Annotated in this window: 17 protein-coding genes; 4 read left to right on the forward strand and 13 right to left on the reverse strand. The window is 64.6% G+C overall.

The features are described from left to right. Nucleotides 1-71: 71 nt before the first annotated feature. The 9 genes from N4264_RS02275 to N4264_RS02315 all read right to left on the reverse strand — a co-directional run bounded on the left by N4264_RS02275 (nucleotide 72) and on the right by N4264_RS02315 (nucleotide 7,115). A complete protein-coding gene (locus tag N4264_RS02275) occupies nucleotides 72-371 on the reverse strand; it encodes a hypothetical protein (protein ID WP_261695460.1) in 300 nt (99 codons plus the stop codon). 64 nt (nucleotides 372-435) lie between these two features. Continuing rightward, nucleotides 436-909, reverse strand: coding sequence for a hypothetical protein (locus N4264_RS02280; protein ID WP_261695461.1), 474 nt, complete (start codon nucleotides 907-909; stop codon nucleotides 436-438). 545 nt (nucleotides 910-1,454) lie between these two features. Continuing rightward, nucleotides 1,455-1,811: a gamma-butyrobetaine hydroxylase family protein gene (locus tag N4264_RS02285; RefSeq protein WP_261695462.1), complete on the reverse strand. Its 357-nt coding sequence runs from the start codon at nucleotides 1,809-1,811 to the stop codon at nucleotides 1,455-1,457. Between the two features lie 12 nt (nucleotides 1,812-1,823). After that, nucleotides 1,824-2,438, reverse strand: coding sequence for a hypothetical protein (locus tag N4264_RS02290; RefSeq protein ID WP_261695463.1), 615 nt, complete (start codon nucleotides 2,436-2,438; stop codon nucleotides 1,824-1,826). Nucleotides 2,439-2,606: 168 nt separating this feature from the next. Continuing rightward, nucleotides 2,607-3,932, reverse strand: coding sequence for an ATP-dependent protease ATPase subunit HslU (hslU, locus tag N4264_RS02295; RefSeq protein WP_261695464.1), 1,326 nt, complete (start codon nucleotides 3,930-3,932; stop codon nucleotides 2,607-2,609). A 53-nt stretch (nucleotides 3,933-3,985) separates the two neighbouring features. Continuing rightward, a complete protein-coding gene (gene hslV / locus N4264_RS02300) occupies nucleotides 3,986-4,522 on the reverse strand; it encodes an ATP-dependent protease subunit HslV (RefSeq protein ID WP_261695465.1) in 537 nt (178 codons plus the stop codon). A gap of 224 nt (nucleotides 4,523-4,746) precedes the next feature. Continuing rightward, the gene (locus N4264_RS02305) at nucleotides 4,747-5,559 is read right to left on the reverse strand and encodes a DUF3050 domain-containing protein (RefSeq protein ID WP_261695466.1); all 813 of its coding nucleotides are present in this window, start codon (nucleotides 5,557-5,559) and stop codon (nucleotides 4,747-4,749) included. A gap of 229 nt (nucleotides 5,560-5,788) precedes the next feature. Beyond that, on the reverse strand, nucleotides 5,789-6,298 hold the full coding sequence (locus tag N4264_RS02310; protein ID WP_261695467.1) for a hemerythrin domain-containing protein: 510 nt from the start codon (nucleotides 6,296-6,298) through the stop codon (nucleotides 5,789-5,791). 286 nt (nucleotides 6,299-6,584) lie between these two features. Next, nucleotides 6,585-7,115, reverse strand: a complete 531-nt coding sequence (locus N4264_RS02315) for a hemerythrin domain-containing protein (protein WP_261695468.1) — start codon at nucleotides 7,113-7,115, stop codon at nucleotides 6,585-6,587. 273 nt (nucleotides 7,116-7,388) lie between these two features. On the opposite strand from N4264_RS02315, the gene N4264_RS02320 reads away from it, so the two are divergent. From N4264_RS02320 to N4264_RS02330, 3 genes are read left to right on the forward strand one after another with little or no spacing between them, the layout of a single operon-like run. Continuing rightward, nucleotides 7,389-8,567 (forward strand): ABC transporter permease, encoded by a 1,179-nt coding sequence (locus N4264_RS02320; RefSeq protein WP_261695469.1) that lies wholly within the window; start codon nucleotides 7,389-7,391, stop codon nucleotides 8,565-8,567. Continuing rightward, nucleotides 8,564-9,271 (forward strand): ABC transporter ATP-binding protein, encoded by a 708-nt coding sequence (locus tag N4264_RS02325; RefSeq protein ID WP_261695470.1) that lies wholly within the window; start codon nucleotides 8,564-8,566, stop codon nucleotides 9,269-9,271. Before N4264_RS02320 ends, N4264_RS02325 begins: the two co-directional genes overlap by 4 nt. Next, nucleotides 9,268-10,278 carry an HlyD family secretion protein gene (locus tag N4264_RS02330; RefSeq protein WP_261695471.1) on the forward strand — a complete coding sequence of 337 codons (1,011 nt, stop codon included), beginning with the start codon at nucleotides 9,268-9,270 and terminating at the stop codon, nucleotides 10,276-10,278. Before N4264_RS02325 ends, N4264_RS02330 begins: the two co-directional genes overlap by 4 nt. Here the strand turns inward: N4264_RS02330 and N4264_RS02335 are convergent. Beyond that, nucleotides 10,275-11,477: a putative peptide maturation dehydrogenase gene (locus N4264_RS02335; protein ID WP_261695472.1), complete on the reverse strand. Its 1,203-nt coding sequence runs from the start codon at nucleotides 11,475-11,477 to the stop codon at nucleotides 10,275-10,277. The genes N4264_RS02330 and N4264_RS02335 overlap by 4 nt on opposite strands. 232 nt (nucleotides 11,478-11,709) lie before the next feature. On the opposite strand from N4264_RS02335, the gene N4264_RS02340 reads away from it, so the two are divergent. Next, a complete protein-coding gene (locus N4264_RS02340) occupies nucleotides 11,710-11,964 on the forward strand; it encodes an NHLP-related RiPP peptide (protein ID WP_261695473.1) in 255 nt (84 codons plus the stop codon). Here the strand turns inward: N4264_RS02340 and N4264_RS02345 are convergent. The 3 genes from N4264_RS02345 to aceA all read right to left on the reverse strand — a co-directional run bounded on the left by N4264_RS02345 (nucleotide 11,943) and on the right by aceA (nucleotide 17,395). Then, nucleotides 11,943-14,600: a putative peptide modification system cyclase gene (locus N4264_RS02345; RefSeq protein WP_261695474.1), complete on the reverse strand. Its 2,658-nt coding sequence runs from the start codon at nucleotides 14,598-14,600 to the stop codon at nucleotides 11,943-11,945. The genes N4264_RS02340 and N4264_RS02345 overlap by 22 nt on opposite strands. Nucleotides 14,601-14,804: 204 nt before the next feature. Beyond that, the gene (locus N4264_RS02350; RefSeq protein ID WP_261695475.1) at nucleotides 14,805-15,779 is read right to left on the reverse strand and encodes a GGDEF domain-containing protein; all 975 of its coding nucleotides are present in this window, start codon (nucleotides 15,777-15,779) and stop codon (nucleotides 14,805-14,807) included. Between the two features lie 317 nt (nucleotides 15,780-16,096). Continuing rightward, on the reverse strand, nucleotides 16,097-17,395 hold the full coding sequence (aceA, locus tag N4264_RS02355) for an isocitrate lyase (RefSeq protein ID WP_261695476.1): 1,299 nt from the start codon (nucleotides 17,393-17,395) through the stop codon (nucleotides 16,097-16,099). Between the last annotated feature and the right edge of the window lie 8 nt (nucleotides 17,396-17,403).

Genomic DNA, 17,403 nt, shown 5'->3' on the forward strand with positions numbered 1-17,403 from the left:
CTTACAGCCGGTTATCGCGCAGGCTTGCAAGGCAATTACACACAAAAGGGCGCCGCGTGACATGGCAGATCTCACTTATTGCAGAGTTGGACAATATTCCCGGTCACGACGGTGGTGACTTTGCGCGGCGTCGGGCCGCGGCGGGTCTCGGTATTTCCGACGTTCATGTCGCCGCACTCGCCGGACTGGCTGTTGGAACGGCGCTGACCCTGCTTCTTGAGCTTGTCGTCTTCGTAAAGACGCATCTTGGACATTTCCTTGACGACGCTGGCACGTGTGCCTTCGTCAAGATCCTTGATGCCGGAGGCAACACTTCCCGCGTGGGCAAGGTGTGGGACGATGAACGCGATGAGGATGAAGATCGATCTCATGGCATGTCCTCGAGTTGTTGGCCGGTGCGGGGATGCGCACGACATCCCCGCAGCGACCCGGCACTTACTCGGCGTTGCCGACGTTCAGATCCTGCTCGGCCTTGGAACCCATCACGGCGGCGTTGGTCGTGATGATGTTCTTGGCGGTGACGTTGGACTCGCCGCCGTTCTTCGCATTGCCGATCTTCACGTTCTGCTTGGCGGTCGAACCCATCACGGCGGCGTTGGTCTGCACGAGATTGTCGAACTTCACGTTCGACTTGCCGCCGTCGGAAGCGTTGCCGATCTCGGTCGTCTGCTCGGCCTTGGAGCCCATCACGGCCGCGTTCGTCACGATGACGTTCTTGGCGTTGACCTTGGCCTGGCCGCCGTCCTTCGCATTGCCGATGTCGATCTTCTGCTTGGCCGTCGAGCCCATCACGGCGGCGTTGGTCGTGATGATGTTGTCGACCTTGACGTCCGACTTGCTCTTCTGCGCGAAAGCGGCCGGCGAGATCAGCAGCGAGAACAGCGCAGCGGCGATAAACTTGGAATTCATGACTCTCTCTCCAGATGAAATAGTTGTGTTTTCAGGGGAAACCGACGGACCGAACGTCCGTTCGATGCGTCGGTCGTGACGCGTAGGGCGTGGGACGATGACCGCATCGACCACCTCTATCGCAGCGGGGGAGAGGTAGGTTCAAAATTTTTTTCGGGAGTTTTCGAGCGGACGAATAGCCCGCCCCGATGAGCGCGAAAGGCGCGCCGGAGCTGGCTCTGGGACGGGTGGCCCGGTATCCGGGAAGCCAGGGCCCTGGCGTCTGGTCCGCCCGGGCGGCAGCCGACCGTTTCGCGCTACAGGTTTTGGTAGTTTGTGCCGAGTGCAGCGATGCGCAGAACCGCGGGCGCACAACCGTCTTTCTGTAGGTTGGCGCTGAGCGCAGCGATGCCCAACATCTGCCAGGCGCGTCGCGTGGGAACGTGCGCGTTCGCTACGCTTCCTGTAGCCCGGGTTAACCCGCAGGGTTCACCCGGGGTTGGGCTACCTCGACGCAGGAACAGCATCGCTCCGGTTTGCGGGCCAGGAGCGGCAACCGCGAAGACTCACGGATCCCGGCTGAGCCCCGATGCCTTCAGCGCCGACTCGTACGCCGCCCAGTTCTCCGCCTGCTTCGTACCCAGCGCGTGCAGGACCGACCAGGAAAAGATGCCCGTCTGGTGTCCGTCATCAAAGCGCAGCAGCACGGCATAGTTGCCCACCGGGTCGATCGCATCGATATTGACGTTGCGCTTGCCGGCGACCAGCACGCGCTGATCGGGGCTGTGACCCTGCACCTCCGCGCTGGGAGAATGGGTGCGCAGGTACTCGCAGGGCAGCCGGAACACCTCGCCCGTGTCGAAGGCCACTTCGAGCACATGCGAGGCGCGGTGCAGGGTGATCCCTGTCGGGCGGGCCGTCATGGGGTTGCGGCCTCAGCGGGCCGGATCGGTGCGGATAACGCGCGGCTCGGTCGGGCCGCCGGGCTCGCCGGCGACGCGGTAGAGCGTACGCATATACGCCGTACCAAAGCCGATCGAGCCGATCTCGCCGTATTCATATTCGCCCGTATCCGGATACCACCGGGCGTTCGGGTCGATCTCGCGTAACGTCAGCGCCTCGGAGCCCACGCCCTCCAGCTTGCCGATATAGCTGGCCTCGCCGGTTTCCTCATCGAGCATGTTGACAGCGATGACCGGCGCCAGGGCGGCGGCGGCGCGGGCGATCGTGCCCCAGTCGTCCAGGCGGAACTCGCTCGGCGGCACCAGTACCTCGCCGTTGATCGCCAGTGCCTTTTCAACGAACTCGCGCGAGGGATCTTCCTCGGCGTGGCTGACGTCCGCGAGGGCGACCACGAGGTAGCCGTCAAAATGCATCGAGTCGGACACTTCCGCGATCAGCGCGTACTCGGCGGAAACGTCGACGATGAAGCCGTGAACCCAGCCCGGATCAATGCCTTCGCGCTTGACCCGGACTGGAATGCGGCCTTCCTGGGCCTCGCGCAGGTAGGCGCGGGGGCCGCGGGCTTTGAATTGGACGATATTGCTCATGGTGGCATTGTACCCGAAGGGGTGGGTCCGAACGGTGCGCCCGCGACCGTTGGTCGCGGTTTTCCTTTGTTGACAACACGTTAGGGGCGTCGTTCGGATTGTCGTCCGCTGGCGGGCCCGGCAATGACCAGTGCCGCCGGCGGACTTCGGAGGTTGCGCCGGCCCGGGTTACAAGATGTAGCGGGAAAGGTCCTCGTCTTTGACCAGCTCGCCCAGGTGCTGGTCGACATAGGCGGCGTCGATCACATAGCCGGTGCCGCTCCGGTCGGGCGCCTCGTAGGAAATATGGTCGAGCAGCCGTTCGAGCACCGTATGCAGGCGGCGGGCGCCGATGTTCTCGGTGCGTTCGTTGACGTGGAAGGCAATGCTGGCCAGGCGCTCGACCCCCGATTCGGCAAATTCCAGCGTCACGCCCTCCGTGGCCAGCAGCGCCACATACTGCTTGGTCAGCGCGTTGTGTGGCTCGCGCAGGATGCGCACGAAGTCGTCGCTGGTCAGTGCGTTGAGCTCCACGCGGATCGGAAAGCGGCCCTGGAGCTCGGGAATCAGGTCGGATGGCTTGGCGAGCGAGAACGCCCCGGAGGCGATAAAGAGGATGTGATCGGTCTTGATCACCCCGTACTTGGTCGAAACCGTGGAGCCCTCGACCAGCGGCAGGAGGTCGCGCTGCACGCCTTCGCGACTGACGCCCGCGCCATGCCATTCGCCGCGCTGCGCCACCTTGTCGATTTCGTCGATGAAGACGATCCCGTTCTGCTCGCAGTTGCGCAGGGCTTCGGCCTTCAGTTCCTCTTCGTTGAGCAGGTTGCCGGCCTCTTCTTCGATCAGTACCGGCCAGGCGGCTTTGATCGTGAGCTTGCGTTTCTGCGTGCGGTTGCCGGCCAGCGACTGGAACATGCCGCGCAACTGCTGGCTCATCTCTTCCATGCCGGGCGGCGTGGCGATCTCGACGCCAATGTTGACGTTGGTTTCCAGCTCGATCTCGCGGTCATCCAGCTTGCCTTCGCGCAGCTGGCGGCGAAGCTTCTGGCGCGTTTCCGAATCGGCATCGCTGGCCGGGGTATCCCAGCCCGACGCGCGCCGGGGCAGAAGGGCGTCCAGGATGCGCTGCTCGGCGCGATCCTCGGCCGTGGTGCGCACCCGCGCCTTGGCGTGTTCGCGCGTCATTTTGAAGGCCATGTCTGCCAGATCGCGGACGATCGACTCTACATCTTTGCCCACGTAGCCCACTTCGGTGAACTTGGTCGCCTCCACCTTGATGAACGGGGCGTTTGCAAGGCTGGCCAGGCGCCGGGCGATCTCGGTCTTGCCGACGCCGGTGGGGCCGATCATCAGGATGTTCTTCGGGGTCACCTCGTCGCGCAGCGGGCTGTCGAGCTGCATGCGGCGCCAGCGGTTGCGCAGCGCGATGGCGACGGCGCGCTTGGCGGCCTGCTGGCCGACGATATAGCGGTCCAGTTCGTTGACGATTTCGCGGGGAGTCAGTTCGGACATGAGTTTTTCACGGCATAGAGAAGGTCAGAAGGCCGAAGCGGCCGCCCGCATCGTCAGAGGGCCTCGATCGAGATCTGATGATTGGTGTAAATGCAGATATCGCCGGCGATCTTCAGGGAACGTTCGACAATTTCGCGGGCCCCGAGGTCGGTATTCTCAATCAGTGCCTTGGCTGCCGCATGGGCGAACGGGCCGCCGGAGCCGATAGCGATCAGGCCGCCTTCGGGTTCAAGGACATCGCCGTTGCCGGAGATGAGCAGGGAGGTTTCACGGTTGGCGACCGCCAGCATGGCCTCCAGCCGGCCCAGACGCCGGTCGGTACGCCACTCCTTGGCCAGTTCCACGGCGGCGCGGGCCAACTGGTTCCCATGCTTGGCGAGCTTGTCCTCGAACAGCTCGAACAGGGTAAAGGCATCTGCGGTGGCGCCAGCGAAACCGGCCAGCACGTCGCCTTTGCCGAGCCGGCGCAACTTGCGCGCGTTGGCCTTGACGACCGTGTTGCCGAGGGTGACCTGTCCGTCGCCGCCGATGACGATCTGGTCGTTGCGGCGTACGGATACGATGGTCGTTGCGTGAAAACTCTCCGCCATGGTGCCTCCTGGATCGAAGGATCCGAGGTGGGGACGCACCGGGCCGTCTCAAGGGGCGGTGCGACCGCATCGGGCGCGCGGCCAGGGGGCAAAAAAGAGCCCCCTCGCCAGGAGGGGGCTATGCGACAGCGACTTGCGGTGGGCGTGGACCTTCCACCCGGGCCCGCGTCGTTCCTACGGTATCGGCTGCATGCCCGGTCAGTCGGGCACGGGCAGGTGATGCGTCAGAACGGCAGGCTGAACCGGCGTTCCTTCTTCGCCCCCGGCAGCTTGGCCAGCAGGCGGTCGGTGCCGTCCCAGAGCTTTTCGCGGGCCGTGAGGCTGGCGATCGCCGCCTTGCGGACAGTCTCGGCCAGGTGCGGCTCGCGCGTCAGCGCGCGACTGATGATCGCCTCGGCGGCCGGGCCGTGGGCGTCGCCGTCCAGTTCGATGTGGCGATCAAGGTAGTACACGAACGAAGGCGCGGCCGCGCGATCCAGGCCCCAGCTGTCGAGCAGGCGCTGGAACATGCCGGGGATGACGTTCTCGCGGCCATAGAAGAAGTTGGCCATCACCACCAGCGTGCGCTCGCCGATCGCCACTTTCAGGGTATGGCTGACAAAATCGATCACGCAATTGGGTGCGCCGACCCGGCCCAGCGCGTTCTCCACCGGCACGCGCTCACGCACGAGCGAAAGAAACTGCTCGAACGGGCGGGTATCGGCGCCGACCTCACGCATGGCGTGCAGGTACAGGTCCATGTGGCTGATCGGGTGTCCGTCCGGACCGGTATCGGTTTCTTCGCCCAGGATGATCTCGTTGATCAGGTGCGCCGCCTCGATATCCGCCGGTGGCATCCAGGGCAGGTCGACGCAGGTCAGGTCGCGCTGCAGGCGCTTGGCCAGCGACATGAAGTCCCACACGGCATAGATATGCACCTGCATGAAGGCACGCAGCGACTCCACGTCGCGAATGCGGGAGAAGACCGGATGTGTGTGCAGAGAATCGCGCAGCTGGCGGACTTCGGCGTTGAACACTTGATCGAGAATGGCGGACACGGATCTCTCCTGTTGTCTTAGTTAAGCAAGGCACTGCCGGATCCCTGCGTCCCGCCTTGCGGTGTACTACCTACGGTGTCTGCGACACCGCCCCCACCAAAGCCCCGTTGACCGGGGAACAGGCGCCGGAGGATTTCCGGCGCGGCCGCACCTGCTCGTGCCTACGGGAAGGCGCGAGGTCGGGGCGGGTATTGCGATTGATCTGGTGCGCAGCCCCCTGTAGGGCCTTTCAGCTCGCCTGGTAGAGCGGGTAAAGGCTCTCCTCCTCGCGTTCGATCCGTTGGACCAGGAGTGCGCCCACGCTGCGGTAATCAGCCAGGAAGGCTTCGCGTGCGCGCTGGTCGAAGGTACCACTCTGGTATTTCTTTACAAAGTCTATAACGCCGCGCGCGATGGAATTCATCTCGCGACGAAAGTCGCGGATCAACCCGAGGTTCTCGCTGTCGTCGCGCAAGGTGTATTCAACATAATTGTAGAAGCGCACATTTTCCGCCAGAAGGTGTGCTTCCAGCCGCGACTTGAAGCCGATCAGCTGGGCGGGGATATCGCTCCAGCGATTGAGTTCGGTCAGCCGCCCGATGTTCTGGAAGAGCTGTACCAGGTCCTGGTGGTCGCCTTTGAGCTGGCCGACCAGTGCGCTGTCGTATCGAGGTGCCTGGACGACGCCGGGCACGAGCGGGGGCGGTGCAACAGTCGGGCGCGAATCAAAGCCGAACACCCTGCGCAGAAGGCCGATCATAAGAACCTCAACCTGTAAATCTGCACATCTGCCGAGTGCGATGTGCCCCTGTGAAACCGAGCCTATCGACACGTTGCCCAATTACAACCTGTCATAGTTTCCAGTATGCAACATATACACGATTTTTGAGAACCGCATCACGAATTGGAGCCATTCGCACCCAGATGGTGCGGTGCAATGCGGATCGGACGGGCTGGAAGAACGCGCAAAGTGCGCGGATTTGCGCACGGTGGAAAAACAAAACGCGCCTTGCGGCGCGTTCTGTCAGAGCGGGCTGTACAACGGATCAGCTGGGCATGTACAGGGGGTAGAGATTGCCTTCCTCGCGCTGGATGCGCTGCACCAGCAGGCCGCCCACCGCGCGGTAGTCGGCCAGGAAGCTCTGGCGGGCCAGCTCGCTGTTGATGCCGGCCTGGTACTTCTTCACGAAATCGATCACGCCGCGGGCGATGGTGTTCATTTCGCGCCGGAAGTCGCGAATCAGGGCGAGGTTTTCCGAGTCGTCGCGAAGCGTGAACTCCACGTAGTTGTAGAAGCGCACGTTTTCGGTGAGCAGGTGGGCCTCCAGGCGTGTCTTGAACGCGACAAGCTTGCTGGGAATCTCGCCGAAGCGGCCGTGCTCGAAACCGCGGCCGATCTGCTCGAACAGTTCCACCAGCTCGTGGTGGTCGTGCTTGAGCGAGCTGACAAGGCCGGAATCGTAGATCGGGGCGCGGGGCGGGCCGGCAGGCGTGGTGCCCAGGCGTGCAGGTGCGGTGGCAGGCGGCGTGGCGGGCTTGGCATCCTTTCCGATGATTCGTCGAAACAGGTCTAACATGGGATCCTCCGTAGGGGTAAGAGGGCTGCCGGAGATCGGGATGCCGTGCGTCCGCGCACGCGCGAGTCGCCAGAATCCGTGCAAATCGTCGCGTGACGGAAGAGCCACCTTACTCTCTTTTTGGACAGTTGAACAATCGCCCCCTTTTATGCTTGGCTGTAGCCCATTTGGATACAAATAGCGTAAGTGGCGGATTTCACACCGAAAACAGCCGGGCGCGGCAACACGCCACAGGCTGACGACGCGCCGCCGTCTGCGGCACAATCCACCCGTATGTCTACAGCAACGCTACCGCTTGTCGGCGGCCGGTCCCGCGCCCTACCCGCCGGCACGACCCTGCTCGCCTGGCGCAATCTGGCGCACGACCGCGCGCGCTTCGTGGTCACCCTGGTCGGCGTGCTCTTCGCCGTGCTCCTGATGGGGGTGGAACTGGGTCTTCTGGTCGGGTTCGCCCGCACCACTTCCGGCCTCGTCGACCACACCCGCGCAGATCTGTGGATCACCCCGGCCGGAACCACCAACGTGGACATCGCCGGGCGGCTTTCGGAACGCCGGCGCTACGAAGCGCTCGCCGTTCCGGGCGTGGCCGCCGTCGACATGCTGATGGCGCAGTTCGCCTTCTGGCGCAAACCCGACGGCGGCAATGAGAGCGTCAGCATGGTCGGGTTCAACCTGGCGACCGGCCATGGTGCGCCGTGGAATATGGCCGAAGGCCGCATCGAGGACCTGCAGCAGGACGACGCCGTCATCATCGACCGGCTGTATGCCGCCAAGCTGGGCATCGGCCACCTGGGCCAGACGGTGGAGATCAACAACCAGCGCGCACGCGTGGTCGGTTTCACTGCCGGAATACGTACGTTCACGCAGAGCCCCTACGTCTTTACCACCCACCGCAACGCCCAGCGCTTCACCTTCCTCAAACCCGACGAGACGACCTACCTGCTCGTGACCCTGCAGCCGGGCGCGGACCGGGAAACCGTGAGGCAAGCGCTGAAGGATCGCCTGGGCAAGGTCGACGTATGGCCCTCCGAGGGATTTGCCCGGCAGGCCCAGACCTACTGGCTGATTACCACCGGCGCCGGCTCGGCGCTGCTGATGGCCGCGCTCCTGGGGCTGGTGGTCGGTATCGTGATCGTCGGCCAGACCCTGTACGCCACGACCGTCGACCGCCTGCCCGAATACGCCACGCTGCGCGCCATGGGGGCGCCCAACCGCTACCTCTACGCGGTGATCCTCAAGCAGGCGGCGATCAGTGCGGCGCTGGGCTTCGGCGCGGGCATGGTGATGGTGGCCGGTGTCGTGTGGCTCAGCCGCGAAAGCAGCGTGGCCGTGGCGATGCCCGCCTGGCTGGTCGGCGTGCTGGCGGTACTCACCCTCCTGATGTGCGCGCTGGGGGCGTTGATCTCGATCCGGCGGATTGTCCGCATCGACCCCAGCTCGGTGTTCCAATGAGCAGCGCCGTTCCCATCCGGCTCGACGATGTCGGTGTCACGTACGGCAGCGGTCCCACCGCCTTCCAGGCCCTGCGCGGCATCAGCCTGACCATCCGCGCCGGCGAGATGACCCTCTTGCTGGGGCCCAGCGGATCGGGCAAGACCACCCTGCTGCAGGTGATGGGCTGCCTGCTGCGGGCTTCCCGCGGGCAGGTCGAATTGTTCGGCCGTCCCCTGGCCGGCACCGACGCCGAAGGCCTTGCCGCCTTGCGGCTGGCCCACGTCGGCTTCGTGTTCCAGCACTACAACCTGTTCCCGACCTTGAAAGCCTGGGAAAACGTGGCGATCGCGCTGGATATCAAGGCCGTGCCCTTGGCCGAGCAACGCGACCAGGCGATGGGCCTGCTCGACCGCATGGGGCTGGCCGATCGTGCCGGGCATTACCCCAGCGAGCTGTCGGGCGGCCAGAAGCAGCGCGTCGCGATTGCGCGGGCCATGGCCGGCAAGCCATCCATGATCCTCGCCGACGAACCGACCGCGGCACTGGACGGCAAGACCGGCCAGGGTGTCGCCGGCACCCTGCACGACCTGGCGCATCGCGACGGCGTGGCCGTCGTGGTCGTCAGCCATGACCCGCGCGTGGAACCCTTCGGCGATCGGGTATTGCACCTGGAAGACGGCCAGCTGATCGACGATCGGCGGCGCGAAAGGAGTTCGACGTGAAGCCTGTGTTCCGAATCCTCCCGTGGGCGGCGCTGTGCCTGGCTGTACTGAGTGCCTGCGGCAAGCCTCCTTCGGCGCGGGCACCGGCCGTCAGTGACACCATCGCGGCAGGGGGCCTGGTCGAACCGGCCGGTGAAGAGCGCGTCATCATTCCGCAACTCTCTGGCCGGTTGTCGCGCGTCTTCATCACCGAAGGCGATCGCGTCACCGCCGGCCAGCTGATCGCCGAGATCGAGAACAGCGAATTCCGCGCCGCGCTGGATACCGCCAGCGCGAACCTGGCACTGCGGGAAGCGGAACTGGCCAAGCTGGAGGCCGGCGCGCGGACCGAAGAACTCGCCGCGGCCGAGGCCTCGCGCCAGGAAGCGGCGGCGGCCGAGCAACAGGCCGTTGCCGAGCGTGACCGGCGCGAAGCGATGGCGGCGCAGAAACTGATTGCGGCCGAAGCGCTGCAGCAGGCGCGCGCCCAGGCGCAGGTGGCCACGGCGCGGCGCGCCCGCGCGGACGCCGAGCTGGCGTTGTTGCGCGCTGGCGCGCGCAAGGAAGACATCGCCGCCGCCCGCAGCGCGGTCAGTGCGGCCAGCGCGGAACGTGATCGCGCCAAGGCCCTGTACGACAAATCCCAGATCCATTCGCCGATCGACGGCCAGGTCCTCAAGCGCGACCTGCGCGAGGGCGAAACGGTCGTGGCGCTTTCTCCCCTGCCACTGGCGCGCATCGGCGACCTTTCGCGTCTGTTCGTGCGGGCCGATGTGGATGAACTGGACATCGGCCGCATCCGCGAAGGCCAGAAAGCCGCCATTACCAGCGACGCCTTCCCCGGCCAATCGTTCGCGGGCGAAGTGGTGCGCGTCAGCCGCCGCATGGGCCGGCGCAACTCCATCTCCGGCGATCCGGCCGAGAAGCAGGACGCCAAGATCCTCGAGGCGCTGATCTCCCTCGACGGCACGCCGCCCCTGCCCGTCGGCCTGCGCGTGGACGTGCGGATCGCGGCGCCGAAGAGCTAGCCGCGGTCACGCAGCCGGTTCGTCCCCGGTTCCCAGACTGTGCCGAGTGGATCGAACTCGGTCGATACGCGTTCCTGTGCGCGGATGCCGAAGCCGCACACGGCGATCGGGCTGACGACCAGCGGATCCATGCCGAATGCTGCTTCGATCTCGACCTCGTTGATTGCGCCGGTGATGAAGGCACCCAGGCCCAGATCCGTGGCAGAGAGGTACAGCGTCTGCGACAGGTGGCCGACGTCGAGGGTGACGACGCGGTAGGCTTTGGCGTGGTTGCGGTATTTCCAGAAATTGCGCGGAAATCGCGACGCCATGACGACCAGGACGTGCGCATCGGCGAAGTAGCGCTGAGCAGCGACGCAGCGCAACGCGAGGTCGTCCAGCGCGAGCTCCGATGCGAGTGGCTCGAGCGAATGCCCGCCGGAATGGTAGTGATAAAGGCCAGGAGAAACGCCTTCCACCCGGCTCACGAGCAAGTAGGCCTCGGTCGGGTGGAGACCGCCGCCGGACGGACTGGTCCGCTTGATGACCGTGTTGTCCTTCTGGATATCAAGGGTCGCCTGTGCGGAGAAGACCCGTCGCAGCATCGTCGAGAACACAGTGAGCGGAAGAACGGAAGCCACATCGAAATTCCGGCACGTCACCCGACGTGCCAGCAGTTCGTCAAAAGACGTGGAAATACCTTCCGGCAGCGACTGTCGCAGTGGTTCATCCACGTGCGCCAACACGTGGGGCGGCGGTGGACCGAGCCGCTCCGCCAGTTCGGTCATTGTGGAGTAACCGGCGCCGCGCGCCTCATCGCCGGAACGCACGCCGGACCATCGGAAAGAGTAGTGACTCACGGCAGCGAGCGGTCGCCAGTGCGCGGAGCGGAGCGCCTCGTCGCGTTCGCGAAACACCGGCGCCTGGTCCGAATCGGCGATAAGAAGACCCTTCTCCAGCAGCGCATCAACCAGCGCATCACCGAAACGCCCGCACACCTCGGCGCGCGGAATCCAGTTTGTCGCCGACACCTGCGCCAGCAGCGCGACCTCGTTCGTCGTCACCGGCACCTCATTTTCCAGATGAGGCGCGAGCGCCAGCAACGTCAACGTGCTGGCCAATCCATCGCCGCCACTCGCCAGCGATTCGAGATCGAACACGACTTCTTCGCGAGGGTCAAAAAGTACCACGCTACAGCGCCGCAACTGCATGGAAGTCATTCAATAGCCATCGTGCGGCAACGCTAGCAAACTTTCCGGCACCTTGTCGTTCACGGCGCGCAGGCACGCGTCAGAGGTGGTCGTGTCACGTCCGTGCGAGGCGATGTCTTGTGACGCCTATCTGCTACAGATAAGCTCGCGGCGGGCCTGCCGCCAAGTTCCTGCTCGCGCTTGGTGCCGCACGATGTCACGCATATTCAGCGAGTATCTGCCAAACGAAAGGGGAAACGTCATGGCATCACTGTCGCGAGATCAGGTCGACCAGCTGTTGAACAAATTGTCTACCGACGATGCTTTTCGCGAACTCCTGACCAACGACCCTGCGGCCGCACTCCGTTCAATCGGTGCACCGGTGGAACTTGCCGCGTGTTTTGCGAAGACCAAGGGGCTCGCGTCAAAGGAAACGATCCGGCGCAGTGCCGAGACGTTGCAAGGGCAATTGACGGGCAAGCTGCAATTCAACGTTCACGGCCTGGCCTTGGACTGAAGCGCCTTCTCCACGGCGCTGACCCGGGCGTCAACGCCAGTCACGCCACTCGGATCAGACCACGCGCGGCGGAATGCCTTGAGGTATTCCGCCGCCTTGGGGTGGTTTTCGCCCGCAATGCTGATCTCGGCGGCACGAAGCAACGCCAGGTTCGCGTCGGCCACATTGAAGAGCTGCAGCACCTGGTCTCCGACGGATTCGGCAAAAGCACGTCCGCGGTGGTTGGCAAGCCAGTCCGCCTGTTCGAGCGCCGCTGCCACGTTTCCGGTGTCGGCGTAGGATTCCATCAGCACCCGGTGAGCCTGGTACAGCTCCGTACCGTCGGATGATTCACGCAGGGATTGGATCGCCTCGTCACTCTTTGCGGAAGCACGTGCCACTTCCGCGGAAAGTACACGACGCAGCCGGATGAGAGCGGGTTGCTGGGCAAGGTCGCTGTGGGCAGCGGCAAGCGCGTCTGACTGGCGTGCGAGAGAAAGCTGGCCCAACCTCGCTGCAACATAGCCGACCAGCACGACATCAAACAGCGCGTTTTCGCGATCATTGGATTCGGCGCTTTCAAAACGGGTGGATGCAGCACGTGACGCAGCGCGGACGACTTCGTCGACCGCCACGTCAGCGCCGCCGAGCGCATCGAGCGCGAGCGTGGATGTCGCAATGGCACGCACCTGCGAGGGATCTGTGCCGAACTGCGCCACGAGGCTCTTCAACGTTGCGCGAGCCGCGACCCAATCGCCCCTGTCGACAGCGCCGGCGATGACGCTGAGTTGACTCCGGGCATCGGTCCGGTCTATCCCGGATGGGCGCTCGCCCTTGAGTATGGCGGCGGCCTTCGCGTAGTTGCGTCGCGAAAACTCGAAGTCCGCATAGGCGGTCAGCGAGCCGCCGATGCCAAGCTTGCGCGCTCGTTCGAAGTACTCCTCTGCTGCGGAAGGCTCATCGAGCCCGACGTACAGCGCGCCGACCAGGAAGTTGGCCGACGCGCGAAACGGGTTGTGCTCAGTAGCTGCCGCTTTGGCATAGGGCAAGCTGGACTTGAAATCGTTCGCCAGGCTGAAATTGAACAGGGCGTAGTTGTAGTTTCCGGCGGGATAGTCGGGATACAGCGTCGCCAGCAACTTCCACTTGGCCAGGAACGCCGACGAACCGGCCAAGCGCGCCTGAAACGCATCGAGCACCAGCGATTCGCGGGGCGGCAGGCGGTCGCGCAGTTCCGCGGCCAGGCGCACATGCTCGCGGAAGCCGGATTCGTCCCCGGTTGAAAGGTGGATTCGCGCCAGTCCGATTCGCGCCAGCGCAAACCGGGAATCGAGCTTGAGGGCTTGCTCGTACAGCGCCGAAGCCTCGTCAAACTTGCCCGACGCCTGCGCCTTCTCGCCCAAGGCATAGGCTCGAAGCGCGTCGATGTTCTCGGTAGATACCTTTGGTAATGGCATGCTGTGTGACTCGATGGCAGCCAGCGTCTCACCGAGACGGCCACGCAGACGTTTGTTCAACGTATCGAGCGCCTGCACGACCGAATCTGCGTCCCCTTCGACGGTTTCCACATAGACCGTAGCCTCGGTGGTCGGGTCGATGACTTCAGCGCTGACACGGATCTTGCCGCCGATTTCCGCCACTGTCGGCACTATCAGCGCACGCGCGTTCTCGCGCAACGCAATCTGCGAGCCGGTTCGCCGGTCGATCCGCGTGCTGGACGGCGACTTCATCCGTGACAGTGAATCGCGCAGCTGGAGGTCCGGCACGATATTGACGTACTTCGACTGCTCAAGGCCGATGCGCAAGGCAGAACGCAGGGAATCCTCGAAATTCCGCTGCGTCGTGTAATTCTGCAGATCCCCGATCACCACCCAGTCGCGCTCGATGAACGCAATGGCCGGCTGCGGTCGGAACACGAACCAGAGCACGCTGGCCACCAGCACCAGGGCGACCGCCGCTTCGACAAACATCGTTGCGGGCCGGCGCCACCAGGGCACTTCGCGCCAGGCCTTGCCGGAATAGGGCGGCAGCGAAAGCGGCGCGATGCCGGCCTCCCCGACTTCGTAAACGACCAGCGGTTCGGGCACACCCTTGAAGCGGAACCGGCCATGGTGCATCCAGCGGGTGCGGTCCGCGTGGACGCCCAGTTCCTCGTGCGCCCGTTGCGCCAGGGCGGCGGCAACGCCGGAGACGAGGATCTGCCCGGGCAGGGCCAGTGACGCCAGGCGCGCCGTCACCGGCTTCACCAGGCCTTCGACTTCCACCGGCTTGGCGCCCTGCAGCACGTCGTCCGTATCGTTCTGCCACACCATCACGTCGCCGACGTGTATTCCCACGCGGGCCTTGAGGGAAACCTTTTCGGCCTCGCCCAATTGAATGAGCGAACGCTGGTACGCCACCGCAAAGGCGACGGCATGGATGGGCCGCTCGAACAGCACCAGGAAGCCGTCGGTCTTGTCGATTTCCTGGCCGCCGAAGCGGTGCAGCAGGTCGCGCGCCAGGCGGTCGTGCTTGCGCATCAGGGCGGCGGCGGCATGATCGCCGAGTCGCTCGATCAGTCCGGTGGAATCGACCAGGTCGCACAGGGCAAGGGTGCGCAACAGCGGCGTGGCCGGCTCGACCGGCGACGACACGACAGGCAGTTCGACAGCACTCATACCGGCCCCCGGTCCACCGTGCCGCGGGAACCAGGCTCCCGGGCGGGCACGGCCATGTGGATTTTGCGCCTCGAACTGCCCCGGCGCCATTGGTGCCGGGGCCCTCGCCCGCGCTGTTCACCGGAGGCAGACGCCTCCCGTGCTCAGGCAGGAACGACGGCGGGGCACCAAACCGTATACAGCGCAAAAAAGCGCCCTCGACGATCAGGCGATGACGCGGTAATTGTCGCCACCTTCACCTTTGATCATATACAGGGCGCAATCCGAATCGCTGTACCAGGCCGACCAGTCGGCGTGCTCATGGCACAGGCTGCCGCCGACGCTGACGCTCACGCGAAGGCCGTCGGACGGGCCGGGAAAGCAAAGTGAGCGAACGCCGCTGGCGATCTGGGCCGCGCGGTCGCGAAGGGTTTCAGCGTCGGGCACCTGGGCCAGCAGCGCGAACTCGTCGCCGCCCAGGCGACAGGCCAGGTCGCAGGGCATGGCCGCATTGCCCACTTCGGCAGCCACGGCGCGCAGTGTCTGGTCGCCCGCCAGGTGGCCGAAATGGTCGTTGATCTGCTTGAAGCGGTCGATGTCGATCAGCAGCAGACCCAGCTTCATGGTGCTGTCGCGACGTATGCGCAGCTCTTCCAGGTAGTGATAGAGGCCGCGACGGTTGCACAGGCCCGTCAGCTCGTCGGTGCGGACCAGGCGCTCGGCGGTGGAAAGCTGGGTCTGGGTCTGGCGCAGCGAGTCGAGGGTGACCAGGAGGTCTTCGTTGCGGCGCTTGAGGCTCTGGATCAGCTGCTGCTCGCTGGCCACCAGGTAGGAGAACGAGCGGCGCATGAAATGGGCCAGGAGGGCCGCCTCGGTTTCCAGCAGGCGTTCGAAGGCGGCGTGTTCGATAACGTAGAGGGAGCTGGCCTCGGCCGCGACCGCATTGGCCACGCGGGCATGGTTGCCGATGAACAGGGCCAGTTCGCCGAAGAATTCCCGCGGGCCGATCAGCTTGTCGGGCATTCCGTCGCCGAATTCGAGCTGGATGGTGCCCGACTCGATCACGAACATGGCCCGCCCGAGCTCACCCTTGCGGAAGATCATTTCCCGTGGAATCAGTTCGCGACGGCGCCCGGCCGTGGCAAACACGGCCAGTTCGGCATCGGAAAGCTGACGTGGCAGGGCGACGGGCCGATTCATCGTGTAGCCCAGACCCTGCGCAGCGGACTCCGCCAGTGAAGCTCCAGGACTCACGGTGGCCACGTGATTTCCCCCCAGGCCGCGGACCTTGAGCCTGCATCTTACCGCATGGTCCCGCGGGCGCTATAGCGCGCCGGGCCGGCGTTTCCACCGATGTCACCACTTGTTACGGCGGCATCGTCGATCCGCTACGGCCGCTGCGCGAAGGTCCATACGCTACGTTATGGACGGTGTGGGATCCTCCAAAAGTACGGCCGGACCCGGTAACGGAGACCGGGCCCGGCGCACTTCCTCCTCCCCAGGAGCTGGTGCCGCGGTCAGGCGGCGTGACGCGTGCCGTGGAACTGTTCTTCCTCGGTGGAACCTTTGAGCGCGGTCGTCGACGACTGGCCGTTCTGGATCGCCTGGGTCACCGCATCGAAATACCCCGTACCTACCTCGCGCTGGTGCTTGACCGCCGTGAAGCCCTTGTCGGCGGCGGCGAATTCGGCTTCCTGCAGCTCGACGAAGGCGCTCATCTGGCTGCGGACGTAGCCGTGCGCAAGATTGAACATGGAATAGTTGAGTGAGTGGAAACCGGCCAGCGTGATGAACTGGAATTTGTAGCCGTAGCTTGCAATTTCTTTCTGGAACTTTGCAATAGTTGCATCGTCCAGATTCTTCTTCCAGTTGAAGCTCGGGCTGCAGTTGTAGGCCAGGAGCTTGCCCGGGAACTTCGCATGGATGGCCTCGGCGAAACGGCGGGCGAATTCCAGGTCAGGCTTGCCGGTTTCGCACCACACCAGGTCCGCGTAGGGCGCGTAGGCCAGGCCGCGGCTGATCGCCTGGTCGATGCCGGGTTTGGTGCGATAGAAGCCTTCCACGGTGCGTTCGCCGGTGCAGAAGGGCTTGTCGTTGTCGTCGACGTCGGAGGTCAACAGGTCCGCCGCTTCCGCATCGGTGCGGGCGATGAGGATGGTCGGCACGCCCGAGACGTCGGCTGCCAGGCGCGCGGCATTGAGCTTCTCGATCGCTTCGCGCGTGGGAACCAGTACCTTGCCGCCCATGTGGCCGCACTTCTTCACGCTGGCCAGCTGGTCCTCGAAATGCACGCCGGCCGCGCCAGCCTCGATCATGCCCTTCATCAGTTCAAAGGCGTTGAGCACGCCGCCGAACCCGGCTTCGGCATCCGCCACGATCGGTTGCAGCCAGTCGATGTCGTCCTTGCCCTCGGCGTGGTGCAACTGGTCGGCGCGCAGCAGGGTGTTATTGATGCGCTTGACCACCTGCGGTACCGAGTTGGCGGGGTACAGGGACTGATCCGGATACATCTCGCCGGCGATGTTGGCGTCCGCGGCAACCTGCCAACCGGAAAGATAAATGGCCTTCAGCCCCGCCTTGACCTGCTGCATCGCCTGGTTGCCGGTGAGCGCGCCCAGTGCATTGACGAAGGGCTCGCGCTGCAGGTGATTCCAGAACTTCTCCGCGCCCAGGCGGGCAAGGGAATGCTCGATATGCACCGTGCCGCGCAGGCGCACGACATCGGCGGCGCTGTAGTTGCGCGTCACGCCGGCCCAGCGGGGGTTTGTCTGCCAGTCGTGCTGGAGTTGTTCGGCGGTCGGTAGGACAGATTTCATGGACGCAT

The organism is Tahibacter amnicola (assembly GCF_025398735.1).
In the GTDB taxonomy this organism is placed as follows: domain Bacteria; phylum Pseudomonadota; class Gammaproteobacteria; order Xanthomonadales; family Rhodanobacteraceae; genus Tahibacter; species Tahibacter amnicola.